Annotated in this window: 1 protein-coding gene; it reads right to left on the bottom strand. The window is 72.4% G+C overall.

Translation table 11 applies throughout. The features are described 5' to 3' along the window. Positions 1–159 precede the first annotated feature (159 nt). Positions 160–22,965 carry a non-ribosomal peptide synthase/polyketide synthase gene (locus tag AC1HFH_RS09475; RefSeq protein WP_480247058.1) on the bottom strand — a complete coding sequence of 7,602 codons (22,806 nt, stop codon included), beginning with the start codon at positions 22,963–22,965 and terminating at the stop codon, positions 160–162. Positions 22,966–23,075: the final 110 nt, after the last annotated feature.

Here is a 23,075-nt window from a genome sequence, read left to right as displayed (position 1 = left end):
GCCGGGGGCGGGGTGCCCGCAACGGCACACCGGCCTGCGCCTGGGTCACCCGGTTCCGGCGGGCCGGACACTACTACAGAAACCGCCCGCCTATGAGCGACAGACCACCGGATTCGAGTCCGGCACGCTCGGTTGTCGCTCATAGGCGGGCGGTTCGGATCAGTACTCCCGGCCGGAGTCGACGCGCGAGTTCCGCTCGAGTTCTGCACCGATCTGGGCGAGGGCGGCGTCACCGGTCATCGTCCAGTGCGTCGCCGCGATGCGATGGCGGTGCACGGTGCCGGTGACGGCCGAGACCCAGGTGCCGGCACCCCGATCGTCGGCGGGGTCGTCGTCCGCGGCAGCGAAATAGAGCAGGTCACCGCGGAAGACACCGGGCCGGTGCCGGTCGAGCATCCGCATGGAGGCGTCGGCGGCATCGACGATCCGGGTGATCCGGTCGCGGTCCAGGTCGGCGAGCGGCCCGCCGAGCTCGGCCGCGGCGGCGGCGAGCCGCTCCGGGTCGAAAGCGGCGGCGGGGTCGTCGGCGAACCCGCCGAGCAGGTCCCCGACCGTCGGTTCGGCGGCATCTTCCGGAGCGTCGCCCAGCCAGCTGTCCAGCATGGCCAGCTGCGCGATCTCGGCGCCGTCTGCCTGTAGACGGACGGCTACCTCGTGCGCGAGCACACCACCGAGCGACCAGCCGAGCAGGTGGTACGGACCGTCCGGCTGCACCGAGCGGATGGCCGCCACATATCGCTCGGCCCAGTCGGCGATCTCGGCCGGCAACGGCTCGTCGGCGGTCAGTGCCGGTGATTGCAGCCCGTAGACGGGGCGCTGCGGGTCGAGGTGCCGGGTGAGCCCGGCGAACGCCCAGGACAGGCCGCCGACCGGGTGGATGCAGAACAGCGGCGCCCCGGTGCCACCGCGGCGCAACGGCAGCAGGACCGCGAAGGCGTCGTCGGTATCGGCGGCGCCCCGCAGCCGGGCGGCCAGGGCGGCCGGGGTCGGGTCGGTGAACAGCCAGGCCACCGGGACCGGCACGCCGGTGGCGGCGGCCAGCCTGGCGGCGAGCTGTACCGCCGTGAGGGAGTTGCCGCCCAGTTCGAAGAAGCTGTCGTCGACTCCTACCCGCTCCCGGTCCAGGACGCGGGCGAATTCGGCCGTGACGATGCGTTCGTCCGCGGTGACCGGCGCCCGATAGGCCGCGGCCCGCAGCTGCGGCCGGGGCAGCGCAGTGCGGTCGAGCTTGCCGGAGGCGTTCACCGGGAATTCGTCCAGGACCAGGATCACCGCCGGCACCAGGTGGCCCGGTAGCACTGCGGCCAGCGCGGACCGCAGCCCCGCGGGGTCCAGCACCACATCCGCCGCGGGGACGACGTAGCCGGCCAGCCGGTCCGCATCCGGTCCGGTGATCACCGCGGCAGCAGCCTGCGCGACGCCCGCTTCCGCGGCCAGCGCCGCTTCGACCTCGCCGAGTTCGAGCCGCTGGCCGTTGAGTTTGACCTGCAGGTCGGCCCGGCCCAGGTAGTCCAGGGAGCCGCCTCTGGTCCGGCGCACCAGATCTCCCGTCCGGTACATCCGGGCACCGGAGCCGCCGGTGAACGGGTCGGCCGGGAACCGTTCCGCGGTCTGCCCGGCCCGGTCGAGGTAACCGCGGGCCGGCTGCACGCCACCCACATAGAGTTCGCCGACCACGCCGGGCGGTACCGGCCGCAGCCGGGCGTCCAGGACGTACAGCGTGGTCCCGGCGACCGGCGCGCCGAGCGGCACCGTAGTGGTGTCGTCGAAATCGACGGTGTGCGTACTGACCTGGACAGTCGTCTCGGTGGGTCCGTACAGGTTCACCACCTCGGCGCCGGTCAGTTTCCGGACCCGCTGGGCGAGAGCGGCGGACAGGACCTCGCCACCGGCGCAGATCCGCTGCAGTGCCCCGGCCGGTGCGCCGGCCTCGAGCGCGTTGGCGTAGGCGGCCAGCACGGTCGGCGCGAACTGCACGGTGTCGACCTGGTGGTCGGCGATCAGCCGCGCCAGGTAGCCGGGGTCGCCGTGCCCGCCGGGCCGGGCCAGCACCAGCCGGGCACCGGTACGCGAGGGCAGCAGCAGTTCCCAGATCGAGGCATCGAAGGTCACCGGCGTCTTGTGCAGCAGCACGCTGTCCGGCCCGCAGCCGAAATGCTGTGCCAGCCAGTCCAGCTGGTTGACGACGGCACGGTGTTCGACGGCCACACCCTTCGGTTCGCCGGTGGAGCCGGAGGTGAAGATCACGTAGGCGGTGTTGCCGGGGCGCAGCGGGCGCCGACGGTCGGCGTCGGTCACCGGACCGTCCGGATAGCCGGACAGGTCGAGGGTGTCGATCGCGACGATCGGAGTGCCGGTCGCGGGCAGCGCCGGCAGATCGGCCGCGGTGGTGAGGATCCGCAGCGGCCGGGCCTGCCGGAGGATCCGGCCGATCCGCTCGGCCGGATGGTCGGGATCGACGGGAACGTAGACGCCGCCGGCGGCCAGCACCGCATGTACTGCCACGAGCAGCTCCGGTGATCGAGCGGCGGCGACCGCGACCGGGGTCTCCGGGCCGACACCCTGGGCGATGAGGAACCGCGCCAGCCGGTGCACCCGACCGGCGAAGGCGCCGTAGCCGAGTTCTGCACCGTCGGCGCCGACCAGGGCGACGGCGTCCGGGGTGGCGGCGGCCTGCCGGTCGAAGGCAGCCGGGAGCACATCGGCCGGGCCGGCCGGATCGGGTCCGGTGAGCGGACCGGCCTGCCGATCCGCCCGGGTGCGCAGTTCGATATCGCCGAGCGGCCGGGTCGGGTCGGCAGCGACTTCGGTGAGCAGGCGAACGTACGCGTCGGCGATCCAGCTCGCGGTACCCGCATCGAACAGGTCGGTGGCATAGGTCATGGTGACCGTGCGGTCGCCGTCGCCGGTCTCGGTGACGACGAAGTCGAGGTCGAAGCGGGCGACTGCGGCATCGGTGTCGATCGGGGTCACGGTGAGCCCCGGAACGGTGACCGCGCCCGGTGCCCGGCCCAGATTCTGGAAGGCCAGCAGCACCTGGAACAGCGGGGTGTGCGCACCGGACCGGGCCGGGTCCAGCTCGTCGACGAGACGTTCGAAGGGGACGTCGGCGTGGTCGAAGGCCGCAAGATCGGTGCCGCGGGCCTCGGCCAGCAGACCGGTGAACCCGGTGGCGGGGTCGACCCGGGTGCGCAGCACCAGCGTGTTGACGAACATGCCGACCAGGTCGTCGAGGGCGGCGGCACCGCGGCCGGCGACCGGGGTGCCGATCGCGATGTCGCGGTCACCGGAGAGCCGGGCGAGCAGGGCCGCCAGGGCGGCGTGCGCCACCATGAACTCGGTGGCCTGGTGGGCCCGGGCCAGCTCGCCGACCTGCTGCCAGATCCGGTGCGGCACCGTGGCGGTCACCGCGGCGCCGTGCTGGGTGGCAACCGGCGGCCGGGGCCGGTCGAACGGCAGTTCCAGGGGCCCGCCCGGGTCCGCGAGTTGTCCGCGCCAGTAGGTGAGCTGCCGGGCGAGCGGTGACTGCGGGTCGTCGGCGGCGCCGAGGGTGTCCCGCTGCCACAGGGTGTAGTCGGCGTACTGCACCTCGAGCGGCGCCCAGCCGGGTGCCGCACCGTCGTGCCGGGCCGCATAGGCCACCGCGACATCGCGCAGCAGCGGGCCCATCGAGAAGCCGTCGGCGGCGATGTGATGCACAACCACCACCAGCACCAGGTCCTCGCCGGAGGCCAGCAGCCGGACCCGGACCGGCGGTGCCGCCGTGAGGTCGAATCCGGCGGACACCAGGGCCGAGACCCGCTCGTCCAGGACCGCGGGCTCGACACGCTCGGGTGCCGGCGGCGTCGCGGCCGACACCGTCGAGGCGGCACCATCGGACCAGACGGCCGGCACCGTGTGTTCGGTGGACCGGATCTGCTGGAAGCCGATGCCGTCGTCGGCCGGGTAGGCGGTGCGCAGCACTTCGTGCCGGTCCAGGACGTCGGTGACGGCGGCGGTCAGGGCGGCCACGTCGACGGCGCCGGAGAGCCGGACGACGAGCGGGATGTTGTAGGCAGCCGAATCGGGTGCGATCCGGTTGAGCAGCCACATCCGCTGCTGGGCGGCCGACAACGGAATCCGTTCGGGGCGTGGCCCGGCGGTCAGCGCGCGGCCGGTACCGGCACCGGCCAGCGGTGCGACCGCGGCGGCGAGCGCCTCGACGTTGCTCGCCTCGAACAGCAACCGCACCGGGATCCGGGTGGCCAGGGCGGCACCCAGCCGGGCGGCGGCCCGGGTGGCGATCAGGGAGTTGCCGCCGAGCTCGAAGAAGTCGTCGTCCAGACCGACGCGTTCCTGTTCCAGGACGTCGGCGAACACCGTGGCGACAGCCCGCTGTTCCGGGGTGCCCGGAGTGCGGAACGCCCGGGCCCGGAATTCCGGTGCCGGCAGCGCCTTCCGGTCGAGTTTTCCGGAGGCGTTGAGCGGCAGCGCATTCAGGACCATGATCTCGGACGGAATCATGTAGCCCGGCAGCACCCGACCGGCGGCTGCCCGCAGATCGGCGGAGTCCGGTTCCGCGTCCGGTACCGGAACCACGTACCCGACCAGCCGGTCCCCAGAGGCGGTGGCGACGACGGCCGCGGCGGCCTGCCCCACCGCCGGGTCGGACAGCAGCGCGGCCTCGATATCGCCGAGCTCGATGCGCTGGCCCCGGAATTTCACCTGGAAGTCCCGGCGCTCGACATAGACGAGCACACCGTCCCGGTGCCATCGCACCAGATCACCGGTGCGGTACATGCGGGCACCCGCACCCTCGGAAACCCGGGCGAACGGGTCGGCCACGAACCGGTCGGCGGACAGATCCGGGCGTCCCAGATAGCCGCGGGCCAGCTGGTCGCCGGCGAGATACAGCTCGCCCGTGACCCCCGGCGGAACCGGCCGCAATCGATCGTCGAGGACGTACACCCGGCAGTTCCACGCGGGGCGGCCGATCGGCACCGAACCGACTGGGACTCCGGCCGCTGCAGCCGATCCGCGCCCGGCAGGAACCCCGGACCGCTGCGGGCCGGGTCGCCGGTCACCCCGGCCGACCGTGGCCGACGCCGACATGGTGTCGGCCGGGTCCATTCCGTCCACCGGCCAGGCCGTCACGGAGACGGCGGCTTCGGTGGGCCCGTACAGGTTTTGTACCTCGGCAGCGCTGATCGCGCGGAATGCGGCGACGGTGTCCGGGGTGAGCGCCTCGCCGATGACCAGCACCGAGCGCAGGCTCGCCAACCGGGTGTGGTCGGCGTGCGCGGCGAATACGGCCAGCATGGATGGCACGAAGTCGGCGATGGTGACACCGGTGTCGGCGATCAGCGTGGCGAGGTACTCCGGATCGCGATGCCCGTCCGGGTCCGCGAGCACCAGAGTGGCACCGGCGGCGAGGGGCGCGAAGAATCCCCAGACCGACAGGTCGAAGCCGGCCGCGGACTTCTGCAGGTACGCGTCCGCCGGACCGATGGCGTATCGGTCGGTCAGCCAGGCGATCTGATTGGCGACGGCGGCATGGCTCATGGCCACACCTTTGGGCCGGCCGGTGGAGCCGGAGGTGAACAGCGTGTAGGCGAGGTGTTGCCCGCACAGCGGTGCCCGTAGTTCCGCGTCGGTCACCGGGGCACCGGAGAAGCCGCTCGGATCCAGGGTGTCGACGGCGTACACCGCGACGTCGGTCGGCGGGGTGAACCCGTCCCGGACGGCGGTGAGCACACAGTGCGGCCGGGCTGTTTCGAGCACCTGGACGATCCGGTCGGCCGGGTGATCGGGGTCGATCGGCACATAGGTGCCACCGGCGGTGAGGATCGCGTACATGCCGACGACGAGGTCGATCGAACGCCGGACGGCCAGGCCGACCGGAACATCCGGTCCGACTCCGGCGGCGATCAGCTGCCGGGCGAGGCGGTTCACCCGGGCGTCGAGTTCGCCGTAGCTGAGGGTGGTGCCGCCGAAGACCACGGCGGGCGCAGCAGGGCGTTGCCGGACCTGTTCCCGGAACGGGTCCAGCAGCAGCGTCTCCCGGCCGGCCGGCCGGGTGGTGTCGTTCCAGCTGTCCAGGATCCGGTTGCGTTCGGCCGCGGTGAGGATGTCGAACCGGTCCACCGGAGTGCCGGGGGCGGCAGCGATCTCGGCGAGCAGCCGTTGCAGCCGGTCGGCCACCGCCGCGGCGGTTTCGGGGTCGAAGACGTCGCGGGCGTAGGTGAGTACACCGCTGATACCCGCGGGTACGGCCCGGTCGGCATCGCTGTCGCGGTAGCGGTCGCCCACGATGAGGTGCAGATCGAACTGCGACAGTTCCTCGCCGGTGTCGAGTCCGGTGACGGTGACACCGGGCAGTTCGAGTTCGGCGCGTTCGAAGTTCTGGAACGAGAAGCCGACCTGGAACAGCGGGTGCCGGGCGGTGGAGCGGGCCGGGTCGAGCACCTCCACCAGGCGTTCGAACGGCACGTCGGCGTGGGCGAAGGCGGCCAGGTCGCTCGCCCGCTGCCGGGCCAGCAGCTGCCGGAACGTCTCGCCCGGCAGCAGCCGGGTACGGAACACCAGGGTATTGACGAACATGCCGACCAGGTCGTCGAGTTCGGCGGCGCCGCGCCCGGCGACCGGCGTGCCGACGGTGACGTCATCGCTGCCGGACAGCCGGCCCAGCAGGGCGGCGAAGGCGGTGTGCACCACCATGAACAGGGTGGCTCCGCTCGCGCGGGCCAGCTCGGCGAGCCGGGCGTGGGTCGCCGCGTCGATCTCGACCTCGACGGTGCCACCGGCCAGGGTGCGCACGGCCGGACGAGGCCGGTCCAGGGGCAGGTCCAGCTGATCGGGCAGGCCGGCCAGTTCGGCCCGCCAGAAGCCGATCTGACGGGCGGCGCGGGAGGCCGGGTCGGCTTCGTCGCCGAGCAGTTCCCGCTGCCACAGCGCATAGTCGGCGTACTGCACCGGCAGCGGTGCCCAGTCCGGCGCGCCGCCGGACTGCCGCGCCAGGTACGCGGTCATCAGGTCACGGACCAGCGGCGGCATCGAGGACCCGTCCCCGCTGATGTGGTGCAGCACCGCGGCGAGCACCTGTTCGTCCGGGGTGATCCGGTACAGCACCACCCGCCACGGGACCGCCGCGGTCACGTCGAAGGTGGTCGCGGTCAGGTCGACGATGTCGGCGCGCACCGCATCGGGGGTGCTGTCCCGGATCTCCAGGCGCACACCGGTGTCCGCGACGGGCCGGACCACCTGTACCGGCCCCTCGGGGGTCTCCGGATAGTAGGTGCGCAGCACTTCGTGCCGGGCGATCAGATCGTCGACCGCCGCGCTGAGCGCCGCGACGTCCACCGCCCCGGACAGCCGGACCGCGACGGGCACGTTGTAGCCGGTGGATTCGGGGTCGAACCGGTTCAGGAACCACATCCGCTGCTGTGCGGGCGACAGCGGTAGCCGGTCGGGCCGGGGTCCGGCGGCCAACGGCAGCCGGGACGCCGAATCCGCGCCGTCGAGCGCGGCCGCCAGATCGGCGACGACGGGCGTGTCGAACAGCTGCGCGAGCCGAACCTGCCGGTCCAGGGCGGCACCGAGGCGGGCGGTCACCCGGGTGGCGACCAGGGAGTTGCCGCCGAGACCGAAGAAGTCGTCGTCGAGCCCGACCCGGTCCACCCCGAGCACATCGGAGATCACCTCCGCCACCAGGAGCTCGGTGCGGGTGCTCGGTGCCCGGTACTCCCGGGCGGCGCGGTCCGGTGCAGGCAGCGCCCGCCGGTCCAGCTTCCCGGACGCGTTCACCGGCAGTTCGTCCAGCACCACGTACACGGCCGGCACCATGTATCCGGGTAGCGACCGGGAAGCGGCCGCGGCGACGGCAGCGGTGTCGAGCGCATTCGCACTCACTCCCGCCGACTCGGCGGGCACCAGGTAGGCCGCCAGGTAGTCGCCGGTGCCGTCGTCGCGCACGGTGACCACGGCCCGCTCCACCTCGGCGCAGGTACTCAGGACGGTCTCGATCTCGCCGAGTTCGATCCGCAGACCACGCAGTTTCACCTGGAAGTCGGTGCGGCCCAGATACTCCAGTTCTCCGGCGCGGGTCCACTGCACCAGATCCCCGGTGCGGTACATGCGGGCGCCGGACGGTCCGGCCGGGTCGGCGACGAAACGGTCTGCGGTCAGGTCGGCGCGGCCCTGATAGCCGCGGGCCAGCTGGATTCCGGCCAGGTACAACTCCCCCGGCACCCCGGCCGGGACGGGCCGCAGCCGGGCGTCGAGCACCCGCAGCCCGGTATTGGCGACCGGGCGGCCGATCGGCACGGTGACCGTGTCGGCGTCGGTCACCTCGTGGAAGGTGACGTCGACGGCGGCCTCGGTGGGGCCGTACAGGTTGTGCACTCGAACCGCGGGCAGCAGGGCCCGCAGCCGTTGCGCATCGGCGGCCGGCAAGGCCTCACCGGAGGCGAAGACGTGGCGCAGGGTCGTGCAGTGTGCGGCGGCTGGTTCGGCGAGGAAGGCGCCCAGCATGGCCGGGACGAAATGGGCGACGGTGACCCGCGAGCAGCCGAACACCTCGGCCAGATACCGCGGGTCGCGGTGCCCGTCGGGCCTGGCGATGGCCAGGGTGGCACCGACCTGCAACGGCCAGAACAGTTCCCAGACGGAGACGTCGAAGGTGATCGGCGTCTTCTGCAGCACCACATCGACCGGGGTGAGCCGGTACTCGCGCTGCATCCACTCCAGGCGATTCACGATGGCGCCGTGGGTGACCGCCACCCCCTTGGGGCGGCCGGTGGAACCGGAGGTGAACAGCACGTAGGCGAGGTCGTCCGAGCGCAGCGGCCGACGCCGCTCGACGTCGGTGACCGGGCTGTCCGAGTGACCGGACAGATCGAGGGCGGCCGGATCGACCACCGGCACCGTGGCGGTGGGGAAATCGGGCCGGGCCAGCACGCACACCGGCCGCGCGGTGTCGAGGACGTGGGTGATCCGCTCGGCCGGGTGATCCGGGTCCAGCGGCAGATAGGCGGCGCCCGCCGCCTGGACCGCGTAGACGGCGACGAGCATGTCGATCCCGCGCCGCAATCCGACCCCGACCACGGTGTCCGGACCGGCCCCGGCAGCGATCAGGTACCGGGCGAGCCGGTGCACATCACCGGCGAACTCCTCGTAGCCGATCGATTCGCCCTCGAAATCGAGCGCGGTGGCATCCGGGGTCCGGGCGGCCTGTGCCTCGAACAGCGAGACCAGCGTCGCCGCCGAATCATGGTCGGCAGCGGTGGCGTTCCACTCGTCCAGCGCCGCATGTTCGGCGGCACCGAGCAGGTCGAGGTCGCCGACCGCGATACGGTCGTCGGCGGTCACGGCGGCCAGCACCCGCAGGAACCGGTCGCCGAGCGCGGTGACAGTGGCGGCGTCGAACAGGTCGGTGGCATACCGGAACCGGCCGTGCAGCACCGGTTCCCCACTGGGCCCGGTGGCTTCGCCGACCGCCAGCGACAGGTCGAATTGGGTCGCGGTGGCGGGCAGCGGATGTTCGGAAACGGTGAGCCCGGGCAGGTCGAGGCGGGTGCCGTCGCGATGTTCGAACGCCAGCATCACCTGGACCAGTGGCGAGTACGCCGTCGAACGCACCGGGTCGATCGCCTCGACGAGGCGTTCGAACGGCAGCTCGCCGTGCGCGAAGGCACGCAGGTCCCGGTCGCGGACGTCGGCGAGCAGGGTGGCGAAGTTCGCGGCCGGGTCGACCGGGGTGCGCAACACCAGGGTGTTGACGAACATGCCGACCAGATCGTCGAGAGCGGCGTCGGCGCGTCCGGCGACCGGGGTGCCGACGGCGATATCGGAGCCGGCGCCGCTGCGGGCCAGCAGCACCGCGAACGCGGCGTGCACGACCATGAACACCGAGGTGTTGTGCCGCCGGGCGAGTTCCTCGATACCGGTGACCACCGCAGCGGGGACCTCGAAGCCCGTGGCAGCACCGGCGCCGGTGCGCTGTACCGGCCGGGGCCGGTCGGCCGGAAGTTCCAGCACCGGAGCGAGCCCCGCGAGTTCACGCCGCCAGTGCTCCAGCCGCCGGGACAGCAGCGATTCCGGATCGGCGACGTCGCCGAGCGTCTCGAGCTGCCACAGGGTGTAATCGGGATACTGCACCGGGAGCGGCTGCCAGGCCGGGCGATGGCCGTCCCGGCGGGCGGTGTAGGCGGTGATCAGGTCACGAGCCAGGGGGCCGGTGGAGACGCCGTCGGCGGCGATGTGGTGCAGGGTCAGGACGAGTACATGGTCGCGCGGAGTGATTCGGATCAGCGCGATACGCAGCGGCGGCCGGGCGGTCAGGTCGAATCCGGGCGCCACGATCGCGTGCACCGCAGCGTCCAGTTCCATGGCGTGCTGTGGCACGGAATCGTCTTGCGGTGCGGTGGAACCGTCGTCGGCTCCCGGCCGCTGGTTGCGGTCCGGGCTCGCTGCGTCCGGAGTCCGGTCACCGAGGGCGTGCACCTGCAGGTCGGGCAGTGCCTGCTCGGCCGGCAGGACGACCTGGACGGGACCGCTGCCGTCGTCGGGATACACGGTGCGCAGCGCCTCGTGCCGTTCCAGCACATCGGCGACCGCACCGCGGATCGCGGGCAGGTCCAGATCTCCGGACAGCCGGAGCGCCACCGGCAGGTGGTAACCGGCCGAGTCCGGATCCAGCCGGTTGAGCAGCCACATCCGCGTCTGGGCGGGCGACAGCGGAATCCGGGAAGGCCGCGGAACCACCGGACGCAGCACGGATTCCACCGCAGTGGAGTCGGCGCGGCCGGCTCGGGCCGCCAGCGCGGCGACGGTCGGCGCCTCGAACACGTCCCGCACGTCGAGGGTGGCGCCGAGGACCCCGGCGGCCCGCGCGACGAGGCGCATCGCCAGCAGGGAATGCCCGCCGAGGGCGAAGAAGTCGTCGTCCGCACCGACCCGGTGCACGCCGAGCAGGTCCGCGAACACCGCCGCCAGGGCGGCTTCGGCACCTGGGCAGGGTTCCCGGTAGGTACGGGCCGCCGACAGTTCCGGCACCGGCAGCGCCTTGCGATCGAGCTTGCCGGAAGCGTTGAGCGGCATCGTATCCAGCACCACCAGGTGCGCCGGCACCATGTAGGCGGGCACCCGGTCGGCGACGTGGGCCCGGACGGCTTCCGGGTCGGCGGTACCGGCCAGGTACCCGACCAGGCAGTCGCGGCCGTCGGCGTCGGTGGCGGTCCGCACGGCGGCGTGGCTCACGCCCGGGGCGGAGCCGAGCGCGGCCTCGATCTCGCCGAGTTCGATCCGCAGCCCGCGCAGCTTCACCTGGAAGTCGGTGCGGCCGAGGAACACCAGTTCACCGTCGGTGTTCCAGCGCACCCGGTCGCCGGTGCGGTACATACGGGCACCGACGCGGCCGGGGGCGAACGGGTCGGCGACGAACCGTTCGGCGGTCAGGTCCGGCCGGGTGAGGTAGCCGCGGGCCAGCTGGGCGCCCGCCAGATACAGCTCGCCGGGCGTGCCGACCGGCACCGGATGCAGCCGGTCGTCGAGCACATAGGCACGGGTGTTCCAGCCGGGCCGCCCGATCGGCACATCCACCGCTTCCACCGGCGGCCGCAGCGGCCGGAAGGTGGTGCAGATCGCGGCCTCGGTGGGGCCGTAGGTGTTGTAGGCGCGGCCGTCCGGCAGCACCTCCGCCACCGCCGCGGCCAGCGCGGGCGGCAGTTCCTCGCCGCCGATGTGCAGCATCCGCACGCCGGTCAGGCTGTCGGACAGTCCTTCGGCGAACAGGGCGGCGAGCACCGAGGGGACGAACTCGGCCAGCGAGATACGCTCCGCACGCAACGTCCGCGCCAGATAGGCCAGGTCCAGGTGGCCGTCGGGGCGGGCCAGGACGACGGTCGCCCCGACCAGCGACGGCAGCAGCAATTCCCACAGCGACACATCGAAAGTCAGTGGTGCGCGCTGCAGCACCCGGTCGGCCGCGGTGATCCCGAAATCACCGCGCAACCAGCAGAACTCGTTGACCACGGCCCGGTGGGTGACCACCACGCCCTTGGGGGTGCCGGTGGATCCAGAGGTGAACAGCACGTAGGCCGGCTGGTCCGGGTGCAGCGGGGCGAGGCGCTCGGCGTCCGTCAGCGGGTCCGTGGCGACGGCGGTGCCGTCGCGTTCGAGCTCGTCCAGGGTCAGCATCGGCACCCCGTTGCGGGAGGCCGCGGCGTAGTGCACCGACGCGGTACCGGATTCGATCACCTCCGGCAGTGCGGCCAGGGCGCCCGGATCCGCGGTCAGGATCAGCCGGGGCGCGGCGGTCGCCAGGACCGACCGGATCCGCTCGACCGGGTGCGCCGGGTCGATGGGTAGGTAGACCCCACCGGCCTGCAGTACGGCGTGCACGGCGACCATCAGGTCGAGGCTGCGCGGCAGCGCCACCGCGACCGGGGTTTCCGGGCCGACTCCGCAGGCGATCAGCTGCCGCGCCATCCGGTTCACGCGCACCGCGAGCTCGCCGTAGGTGAGTTCGGCGCCGTCGAAACGCGCCGCCACCGCCCCGGGCGCCCGCACCGCCGCGGCGGGGACGAACGCCGCCAGATGCGGTGTGCCGATGCCGAGCTCGGCCAGGTCGGCGGCGATACCGACGTCGGTTCCGTGCCGCAGCGCCAGCAGCTCCAGCCGGTCGGCGGGGTCGAGCAGCGGCAGGTCGCCGACCGGCAGGTCGGGCGCGTCGAGTGCGGCACGCAGGACCCGTTCCAGGGTGCCGAAGATCTGCTCGACCGTGCCGGGGTCGAACAGGTCGGTGGCGTACCGCAGTTCGGTGTGCAGGCCGGCGGGCGCACCGGCGTCGTCGAACCGATCGACGAAGGTGAAGTCCAGGTCGCCGTCGATCGGCGCCTCGGGTAGTTCCTGAGCCGCCACCGTCAGACCGGGCAGCTCGAAGCGGTCGGCACGCTGGTTCTGCAGCGCCAGCGACACCTGATACAGCGGTGCATAGGCCTGGGAACGGACCGGGTTGACCGCATCGACGAGGCTCTCGAACGGAACATCGGCGTTCTCGAAGGCGTCCAGATCGCCGGCGCGCACCGCGGCGAGCAGGTCGGTGAAGGAGCCGGCCGGGTCGACCTCGGTGCGCAGCACCAGGGTGTTGACGAACATGCCGACGAGGTCGTCGAGTTCACGGTACCCGCGCCCGGCGACCGGGCTGCCGACGACGATATCGGTTTCGGCGGACACCCGGGCGAGGGTCACCGCCAGCGCCGCATGCAGCACCATGAACGGAGTCGCGCGATGCTCGCGCGCGAAGGTTTCGACGGCCCGGTGCAGGCCGGCATCCCATTCGCCACGGATCGTCGCACCGCGGCCGGAGGCGACCTGCGGACGACGGCGGTCGGTCGGCAGGGCGAGCACATCGGGTACGCCCGCCAGCCGGTCGGTCCAGTAGGCGAGCTGGCGGCCCATCGGAGCGTCGGCATCGTCGGCGCTGCCCAGCCCGTCGACCTGCCACAGCGCATAGTCGGCGTACTGCAGGGCGGGCGCCGGCGCGGTGTCGGTATGTCCCGCGCACCGGGCGGCGTACGCGGTCACCAGGTCGCGGGTCAACGGCGCCATGGACCAGCCGTCGACGGCGATGTGATGCACGACCAGCACCAGCACGTGTTCGGCCTCGGCAATGCTGTGGGCGGCGCCTGACTCGGCACCGTCCCGATCGTGCTCGGCGGAGACGCCCCCGCTGCCGGGACCGTCGGCGACCCGTAGCAGGACGGCGCGGACGGGAACCTCGGCGGTCAGGTCGAACCCGCCGGTGAGTGCCTCCGCGACGGTCGCGGTGATCGCGTCCGGAGCCACCGGGACCGGGGTGAGGGCGGGAACGAACGGGGCACCGACTCGCTGTTCGGGGATTCCGTCGTGTTCCGGGTAGGTGGTGCGCAGGATCTCGTGGCGGGCGATCAGGTCGCCGAGGGCGCCCCGGAGGGCATCGATATCGAGTTCGCCGGTGAGCCGGAGGGCGACCGGGATGTGATAGGCGGCCGAATCCGGTTCGAAACGGTTGAGGAACCACATTCGCTGCTGCGCCGGGGAGAGCGGGATGCGGTCCGGGCGCGGCCCCGCGACCGGACCGCGCCGGGCGCCGGCACCGGACCCGATGTCCAGCCGGGCGGCGAGACCGGTCACGCTGCCCGCCTCGAACAGCAGCCGCACCGGCACCCGGGTCTCCAGGGCGGCACCGAGCCGGGAGGCCACCTGGGTGGCGGTGAGCGAGTTGCCGCCGAGGGCGAAGAAGTCGTCGTCGGCGCCGACCCGGTCGATGCCGAGCACCTCGCCGAAGACCTGGGCGACCCGGGCTTCGGCCGCGGTCTCCGGTGCCCGGTAGGTGATTTCGGGCAGTTCCGGTGCGGGCAGCGCGCGGCGGTCCAGTTTGCCTGCAGCGGTCACCGGGAGATAGTCGAGGAACATATAGGCGCTGGGCACCATGTAGGACGGCAGCGCGGCGGCCACGGCGGCATCCAGGTCGGCCGGTGCCGCGGAACCGGTCAGGTAGGCGACGAGCCGGTCGGCGCGTCCGTCGGCGCGGTGCACCAGAACGGCGGCGCGGCCCACCCCGGGTACCGAGGTGAGAGCGGCCTCGATCTCGGCGGGCTCGATCCGCAGGCCACGCAGTTTGACCTGGAAGTCGGTGCGGCCCAGATAGTGCAGCCGGGCGGTGCCGTCCGGGTCGCGCCGCCAGGTGACCAGGTCGCCGGTCCGATACAGACGTTCCCCGGTTGCGGCCGCGCCGGAAGCAAAGGGGCTCGCCACGAACCGTTCGGCCGTGGCGGCGGGACGGCCGTGATAGCCGCGGGCCAGCTGGGCACCGGCGACGTACAGCTCGCCGGGCACACCGTCCGGGACCGGCTGCAGGCGGGAATCGAGGACGTACACCCGGTTCCCGGCGACCGGGGTGCCGATCGGTACACCGGCACCCGGCTCGGCACCGGCCTCGGCGGTGGTGACCTGAATCGTGGTTTCCGTCGGGCCGTACAGGTTGATCACCCGGGTACCGGTGCGGGTGTGCGCCTGCCGGGCGAGGGCACCGTTGAGCGCCTCGCCGCCCGCGAACAGCAGCCGCAGCGAATCGCACTCCGCGAATGCCGGTTCGGCGACCACCGCGGCGAGCACCGACGGCACGAACTGCGCGACGGTCACCCGGTGCCGGGCCATCACCGCGGCCAGATAGCCGGGATCCCGATGCCCCTCGGCGGTGGCGAGCACCAGCCGGGCGCCGGTGTGCAACGGCCACAACAGTTCCCACACCGACGCATCGAAGGTGTGCGGCGTCTTCTGCAGCACCACATCGGATCCGGTGAGCGGATACTGCTGCTGCAGGCGGCGCAGATGGTGCGCGACGGCGGAATGGGAGACGGTCACGCCCTTCGGGCGGCCGGTGGAGCCGGAGGTGTACAGCACATACGCCGGGTGTTCCGGCCGCAGCGGCCGCACCCGGTCGGCATCGGTGATCGGCGCCGAATCGGCCGCCGTCGCGGGGGCGCTCACCGGCCCAGGCCCCGGAGCGACACCCCCGACCGTCTCGCTCGTCGCACCCGCGGTCGACGGATCGCCCCAGTGGGGGTGCACCACGGGCGTCGCGCCCGCATCGAACTCCACGTCCGGCGCCGTCAGCACACACACCGGTGCCGTCTCGTCGAGGACGTACCGGGTGCGCTCGGCCGGGTGGTCCGGGTCCAGCGGTACGTACCCGGCCCCGGCCGCGAGCACCGCGTGGAGGGCGACGAGCTGTTCGAGCCCGCGCGGCATCGCGACCGCCACGAAATCCTCGGGCCCGGCGCCGAGCGCGATCAACTGCCGCGCGACCGCCACCACGCGGGCCCCGAACTCGGCATAGGTGAGACCGGGCGCTTCGGTCCCGTCGACCACGACGGCCACCGCCACCGGGGTGGCCGCCACCTGCCCGTTCAACAACATGTCGAGTGTCTCCCCGACCCCGGCTCCGTGCACACCCTCATGTACCGCGGCCGAGGCAGGTGGCACGGCCGCGCCGGCGGTGTCGTCGACCCGCCTACGCTCAGCTCCCGAGTCCGGCTGTCCGGCACCACCGGATCGTGCCGAGTTCTCCGGCACGAGTTCCGGTAGCGCTGCCGGAACCACCGGTGCACCGTCGATGAACGCGACATCGCCCGGAACCCGCCGATCCGACGGCATCGCGATGGGATCACCGGTGGACCGGGCGGCATCTGCACCGGCGTCCGCGCATTCCTCGGATGTTGATCGGACCTGCCCGAGCGCATCGACCTCGGTTGTGGCCCGGTTGTTTCGGTTGTCCAGCAGCTCGGTGAGCTCGTCGCGGTCCAGCAGGGTGATATCGCCGACCGGCCGGGTCGGGTCGGCGAGGACGCCGTCGAGCAGGCGGTGCAGGCGGGTGGCGAACCCGGCGACGGTGGCCGGGTCGAACAGGTCGGTGGCGTAGCGGAAAGCGCCGGACATACCTGCGGGCGCGCCGGATTCGTCCCGATGTTCGGTGAGGGTGAGTTCCAGGTCGAACTTGGCGATCCCGGTCGGCAGGTCCAGGGCAGCGACCGTCAGCCCGGGCAACTGCCCGGCCCGCGGGGTGTGCTCGTTCACCGACAGCATCACCTGGAACAGCGGGTTCCGAGCGGTGGAGCGCAGCGGGTCGAGGGCCTCGACAAGACGTTCGAACGGCACTTCGGCGTGACCGTAGGCAGCGAGGTCGACAGCGCGGACCCGGGCCAGCAGGTCGGTGAACGACAGCGCCGGGTCGACCTCGGTGCGCAACACCAGGGTGTTCACGAACATGCCCACCAGGTCGTCCAGCTCGGCCTCGCCCCGGCCGGCGACCGGAGTGCCGACGGCGATGTCGGTGGTCGCGGACAGCCGGGCCAGCAGCACCGCGAAGACGGCATGCGCGGCCATGAATACAGTGACACCGTGGGCTCGGGCCAGTTCGGCGAGCGCGGTATGGGTAGCGGCGTCCAGCCCGAGGGGATGCGCCGCGCCGCGGCGGGAGGCGACGGCCGGGCGGGGACGGTCGGCCGGCAACTCCAGCTGTTCGGGCAGTCCCGCCAGGGTCTGCCGCCAGAAGGCGAGCTGCCGCGTCCCGAGGGCTTCGGGATCGTCGGCGACACCGAGCAGTTCGTGCTGCCACAGCGCGTAGTCGGCATACTGCACCGGCAGCGGCGCCCAGGCGGGCTCCCCGCCCTCGGTGCGTGCCGCATAGGCCGACAGCACATCGCGGGTCAGCGGCCCCATCGAGAATCCGTCGGCGGCGATATGGTGCACCACGACCAGCAGGATGTGGTCGGCGTCGCCCATGCGCAGCAGGGCGACCCGCACCGGCAGGTCGGTGGTGAGATCGAATCCGGTCCCGGCGATCTCGGCGAGACGGCGGGTGTAGTCCGACGCAGTGGTCGTGCCGGTTACGAGGTCCACTGTGGTCCCGGCGGGCCGGATGTCGGCGACGGCACGGCCGTCCTGTTCCGGATACCGGGTGCGTAGTACCTCGTGCCGGTCGAGTACGTCGGCGATCGCCTGCCGCAGCGCGGTGGTGTCCAGGGCGCCGGTGAGGCGCACGGCGATCGGGATGTTGTCGGCAGCCGATTCGGGATCGAAACGGTTCAGGAACCACATCCGCTGCTGGGCCGGGGACAGCGGTAGCCGCTCCGGCCGGGGACCGGCGGTGAGCGGAATCCGGTCGCCGGCACCGCGCAGCCGGTCGGCCGCCGCGGCCAGCCCGGCGACGGTGCCGGTTTCGAACAGTTGCCGCACCGGCACCCGGGTGTCCAGGGCGCCGCCGACCCGTGCGGTCACCCGGGTGGCCAGCAGCGAGGTGCCGCCCAGGTCGAAGAAGTCGTCGTCGAGCCCGGCCCGCGGCACCCCGAGCACCTCGGCGAACGCTGCGGCCACGATCTGTTCCGGCACGGTGCGCGGTGCCCGGTAGGCGGCGCCCGCGAACACCGGTGCGGGCAGGGCGGCCCGGTCCAGTTTGCCGACCGGGGTGAGTGGCACCTCGTCCAGAACGACAACGGCTGCGGGAACCATATGCGGCGGCAGCGATTCGGCCGCATGATCGAGGAGTTCATCCGAATCGAGGCCGACACCCGCGACCGGCACCGCATAGGAGACCAGCACGGTCGCACCGGATTCGGTGCGGTGCCCGACGGTCGCGGCGTAGTCGACGCCCGGATGGTTCAGCAGGACGGCGTCGACCTCCCCCGGTTCGATCCGCAGGCCCCGGATCTTGATCTGGAAATCGTTGCGGCCCAGGTATTCCACCTCGAGGCGGCCGCCGGCGCCACGGACCCACCGCACAGTGTCGCCGGTGCGGTACATCCGTTCCCCCGGCGCGAACGGGTCGGCCACGAATCGGCCCGCGGTGAGCCCGGGGCGACGGTGGTAGCCGCGCGCGAGCTGCGGTCCGGCGATGTAGAGCTCGCCGACCACACCCACCGGTACCGGCTGCAGCCGGTCGTCCAGGATCAGCTCGGTGGTCCCGGCGACCGGCGCGCCCAGGGTGATCGGGCCACGGCCGTCCAGCGGCGCTCCGATACTGGTGACGATGGTGGTTTCGGTGGGACCGTAGGCATTGCGGAAGGTCAGCCCGGGCACCGCGGCCACCCAGCGCTGCACCAGTTCACCGGGCAGCGGTTCGCCGCCGGTGACGATCAGCCGCACGCTGTCCAACCCGTCCGGCGCGACGGTGGCCAGCGCGGACGGTGTGATGATCACATGGGTGACCCGTTCGGCGCGGATCAGTTCGGCCAGTTCGGCGCCGCCGAACACTCCCGGCGGCGCGATCACCATGCCGGCGCCCGCGGTGACCGCCAGCAGGAGTTCGGCCACCGCGATATCGAACGACGGCGAGGCCACATGCAGGACGCGGGCATCGGGCGCCGGCAGGTAGCAGGCGGCCTGCGCGGGCAGATACGCCGAGACCGCGGCATGCGGTACCACCACGCCCTTGGGAAGCCCGGTGGTGCCGGAGGTGTAGATGGCGTAGGCCGGGTCGAGCCGATGCGGCACCGGCCGGACCGAGCTGTGCTGCGGGGCGGGCGCGGCCGGATCGTCGAGGACCAGCCAGGGCAGTGTGTCCGGCAGCCCGGCGCGGACCGCCGCGGTGGTGAGTCCGGCGACGGCGCCGGAATCGGCGAGCATATGCGCGATCCGGTCGGCCGGATAGGCCGGATCCACCGGCAGGAACCCGGCGCCGCTCCGCAGCACCGCCCAGACGGCGATCACGGATTCGGCCGACCTCGGAATACCGACCGCGACCAGATCGCCCGGCCCGGCGCCGTAGCCGCGCAGCCGGGCGGCCAGCTCGTGTGCGGCGGTATCGAGTTCGGCATAGGTGAGAATGCGGTCGCCGTCACGTACCGCCACCGCATCCGGGACGGCGGCGGCGCGGTCGAGGACCTGCGGCAGTAGCGGCGCGGGGGCGAGTTCGCCGCCGGTGCGGCCGGTCAGCACAGTGAACTCGTCGTCCAGCAGCAGCGGCAGATCACCGACGCAGGTGTGCGGTGCGGCGGCCACCCCGGCCAGCAGGGTGCTGAAGCGGCGGACCAGGGTCGCGACCGTCGAAGCGTCGAAGAGATCGGTGGCGTAGGAGAATTCGCCGATCAGACCACCGTCGACGGTGCTGCGCAGGGTGATCGACAGATCGAACTTCTCGACGTCGTAGCGTAGTTCGACGGCGTCCGCCCGCAGCCCGGGTAGTTCGAATTCGGTGTGCGGCAGGTTCTGCAGTGACAGCGCCACCTGGAACAGCGGATGCCGGGCGGCCGACCGGGCCGGGGCGAGCACCTCCACCAGACGTTCGAACGGCAATGTGGTGTGGTCGAAGGCGGCCAGGTCACCAGCGCGGACCCGGGTCAGCAGGTCGGTGAACGGTTCGGCGGTGCCCACCGCGGTGCGCAGGACCACGGTGTTGACGAACATGCCGATCACATCGTCCAGCGCGGCCTCGCCGCGGCCGGCGACCGGGCTGCCGATCGCGATGTCGTCGCTGCCGGACAGCCGCGCCAGCAGCACCGACAGGGCGGCGTGCAGCACCATGAACCTGGTCGCCCCCACGGTGGCGGCGACGGCGTCGAGCTCGGCGACCACGCGGGCCGGGAGTTCGATCGGCTCGGTGCGGCCGCGCAGGCTCGCGCCGGCCGGCCGGGGCCGGTCGGTCGGCAACGCCGACTCCTCGGGCAGCCCGGCGAGGGTGGTGCGCCAGAAGTCGATATCGCGTGCCGCCCGCGACTGCGGATCGGCCTCGTCGCCGAGCAGGTTCCGCTGCCAGATCGCGAAATCGGCATACTGCACCGGCAACGGTTCCCATTCGGGAGCAGCCCCCTGGACGCGAGCGGCGTACGCCGCCATCACATCGCGCATGAGGGGGCCGGCCGACCAGCCGTCGCCGGCGATGTGATGCATCGTGAGCACCAGGATGTGGTCGTCGCCGACCGCATAGAGTCGCATCCGCAGCGGTGGCGCGACGGTGACGTCGAAGCCCCGCAGGATCTCCCCGGCCAGCTCCTCCGGCAACCGCTGAGCTGTCACCGGTTCCGGGCGCAGCAGCCGTTCCGCCTCCCGCACCCATTCCACGGATGTCCCGGCGGCGCCGAGATCACCCGGCGCCGAGGCATGGCGAATCGATTCGAGAGCTGCGCCGACATCGAGGATCTCCTGGCTGCCGACGCCGCCGATCTCCGGATAGCGGGTGCGCAGCACCTCGTGCCGGTGCAGCAGGTCGGCCACTGCGGCCGCCAGTGCCGTTCGGTCCAGCTCGCCGGTCAGCCGCACCGCCATCGGAATGTTGTAGGCGCCGGTGGCCGGGTCGAAGCGGTTCAGGAACCACATCCGCTGCTGGGCGAGCGAAAGCGGCACCGGGGTCGGCCGCGGACCGGCGACCAGCGCCGGGCGCTCGTCCCGGGTACCACCGTCGATCAGCCGGGCCAGCACCGCCACGGTCGGGTTGTCGAAGAAGTCCCGGACATCGATGCGCACCCCGAACGAACTCTGCAGCCGCGCGATGGCCCGGGTGGCGATCAGCGAATTGCCACCGAGCCGGAAGAAGTCGTCGTCCGCCCCGACCCGGTCCACTCCGAGGAGCTCGGCGAACAGCCCGGCGACGGCCCGTTCGGTACCGGTGACCGGTTCCCGGAACTCGGCGGTAGCCACCTGGAAATTTGGTTCCGGCAGCGCCTTGCGATCGAGTTTGCCGCTGGCGTTGACCGGCATCCGGTCCAGTTGGATCAGCAGCGCCGGCACCATGTAGTCGGGCATCGCGGCCCGGGCGTGCGCGGTGAGTTCGTCGTGATCCAGTTCGGCGCCGTCGACGCTGACCACATACCCGACGAGGGCCTCGCCCGCGGTATGCCGGTGCAGCAGCACCGCCGCATTGCCGACGTTCGGATGTCCGGCCAGCACCGCCTCGATCTCGCCGAGTTCGATCCGCAGGCCGCGCAGCTTGACCTGGAAGTCGGTGCGGCCCAGGTACTCCAGTTCCCCGTCCGGGAGCTGCCGGACCAGATCACCGGTCCGGTACATCCGGGCACCGGGCGCCTCGTACGGATTCGCGACGAACCGGTCGGCGGTGAGCCCCGGCCGGGTGACATAGCCGCGGGCGAGCTGTACCCCCGACAGATACAGCTCACCCACGACACCACGCGGCACCTCGTCGAGGAATTCGTCGAGCACCAGCAGGCCGGTGTCGTCGGCCGGGCCGCCGATCGGCACCGAGGTCTCGTCGGCGGCGGTCACCCGGTGCGCGGTGACGTCCACGGCCGCCTCGGTGGGACCGTACAGGTTGTGCAACTCGGTGCCGGACAGGGCGCGCAGCCGGGCGGCCGTCGCGGCGGGCAGCGCCTCACCGGAAGCGAACACCATGCGCAGCGACGACAGGTCGAACGGCTCCGCCGCCTCGGCCAGTTCGGCAGTGAACGCGGCCAGCATGGCGGGCACGAAATGGGTGACGGTGACGCCCTGCGCCGCGATCAGTTCGGCGAGGTAGCGCGGATCACCGTGCCGCCCGGGCTCGGCGATCACCAGCTGCGCACCCGCCTGCAACGGCCAGAACAGTTCCCATACCGACACGTCGAAGGTGTACGGCGTCTTCTGCAGCACCACATCGGTCTCGATCAGGCCGTAGCGGCGCTGCCGCCACGCCAGATTCGCGACGATGGCCCGGTGGGTGACCGCCACGCCCTTGGGCCGGCCCGTAGAACCGGAGGTGAAGATGACGTAGGCGGTGTTGTCCGCGGTGATCGCCGCCGCCGGGATCGCGGCCGGTACCGCGGTCCAGTCGATATCGTCGGTGCGCAGGACCGGGGTGCCAGGTAGGTCCGGTTCGTCGGCGGCCCGGGTGACCACGACGACCGGATCGGCGACGCCGAGGACGTACCGCAGCCGCTCGACCGGGTGGTCCGGGTCCAGGGGGACGTAGGCGCCGCCGGCCCGCACGATGGCGTGCACCGCGACGAGCAGTTCGGTGCTGCGGCGCATGGCCAGGCCGACGAGGGACTCCGGCCCTACACCCAGCTCGCGCAGGCGGGTGGCCAGTACGGCGACCCGGGCGTCGAGTTCGGCGTAGGTCAGCGTTTCGGTGCCGAACCGGACGGCGACCCGGTCGGGCGTGCGGGCCAGCTGTTCGGCGAAGCGTTCCGGCAGGGTCGGTTCTGCCGCCGTGGCAGCGATACCCAGGACCGACATGGCGTCATCGAGCAGTCCGGTCAGCAGCCGGCCGAATGCACCGTCGGCGGCCTCGACCAGCTGCGGGACCAGCTCGGCCAGCACCACCGAGGCCAGCGACTGCGGGTCCAGGGCGCCACCGGTGAGTTCCGCGGTCTCGGTCAGCTTCGCGTCGAGTTCGGCGTAGGACACCGCTGCCCCGTCGAAGTCCACCGCGATCCGGGCCGGATCGACGGCCGCGACTGTCGCGACCAGACCTGCCAGCTGCTCGATCTCCGCGCACGCCGGACTGGTGTCGGTCATCGCTCACTGCCTTCCCTTGCCCCGGCTGCGGAACCACCGCACCGCCGGGCAGAACCTCTGAACGGCCGAATGCGGCCGTGAACTGAACTCCCCCGTTCGGGATTCAGTGC

This window comes from Nocardia sp. KT25-26 (genome assembly GCF_056627695.1).
Note: the sequence above shows the minus strand (reverse complement) of the source record. Positions and strands in the feature narration are given on the sequence as shown.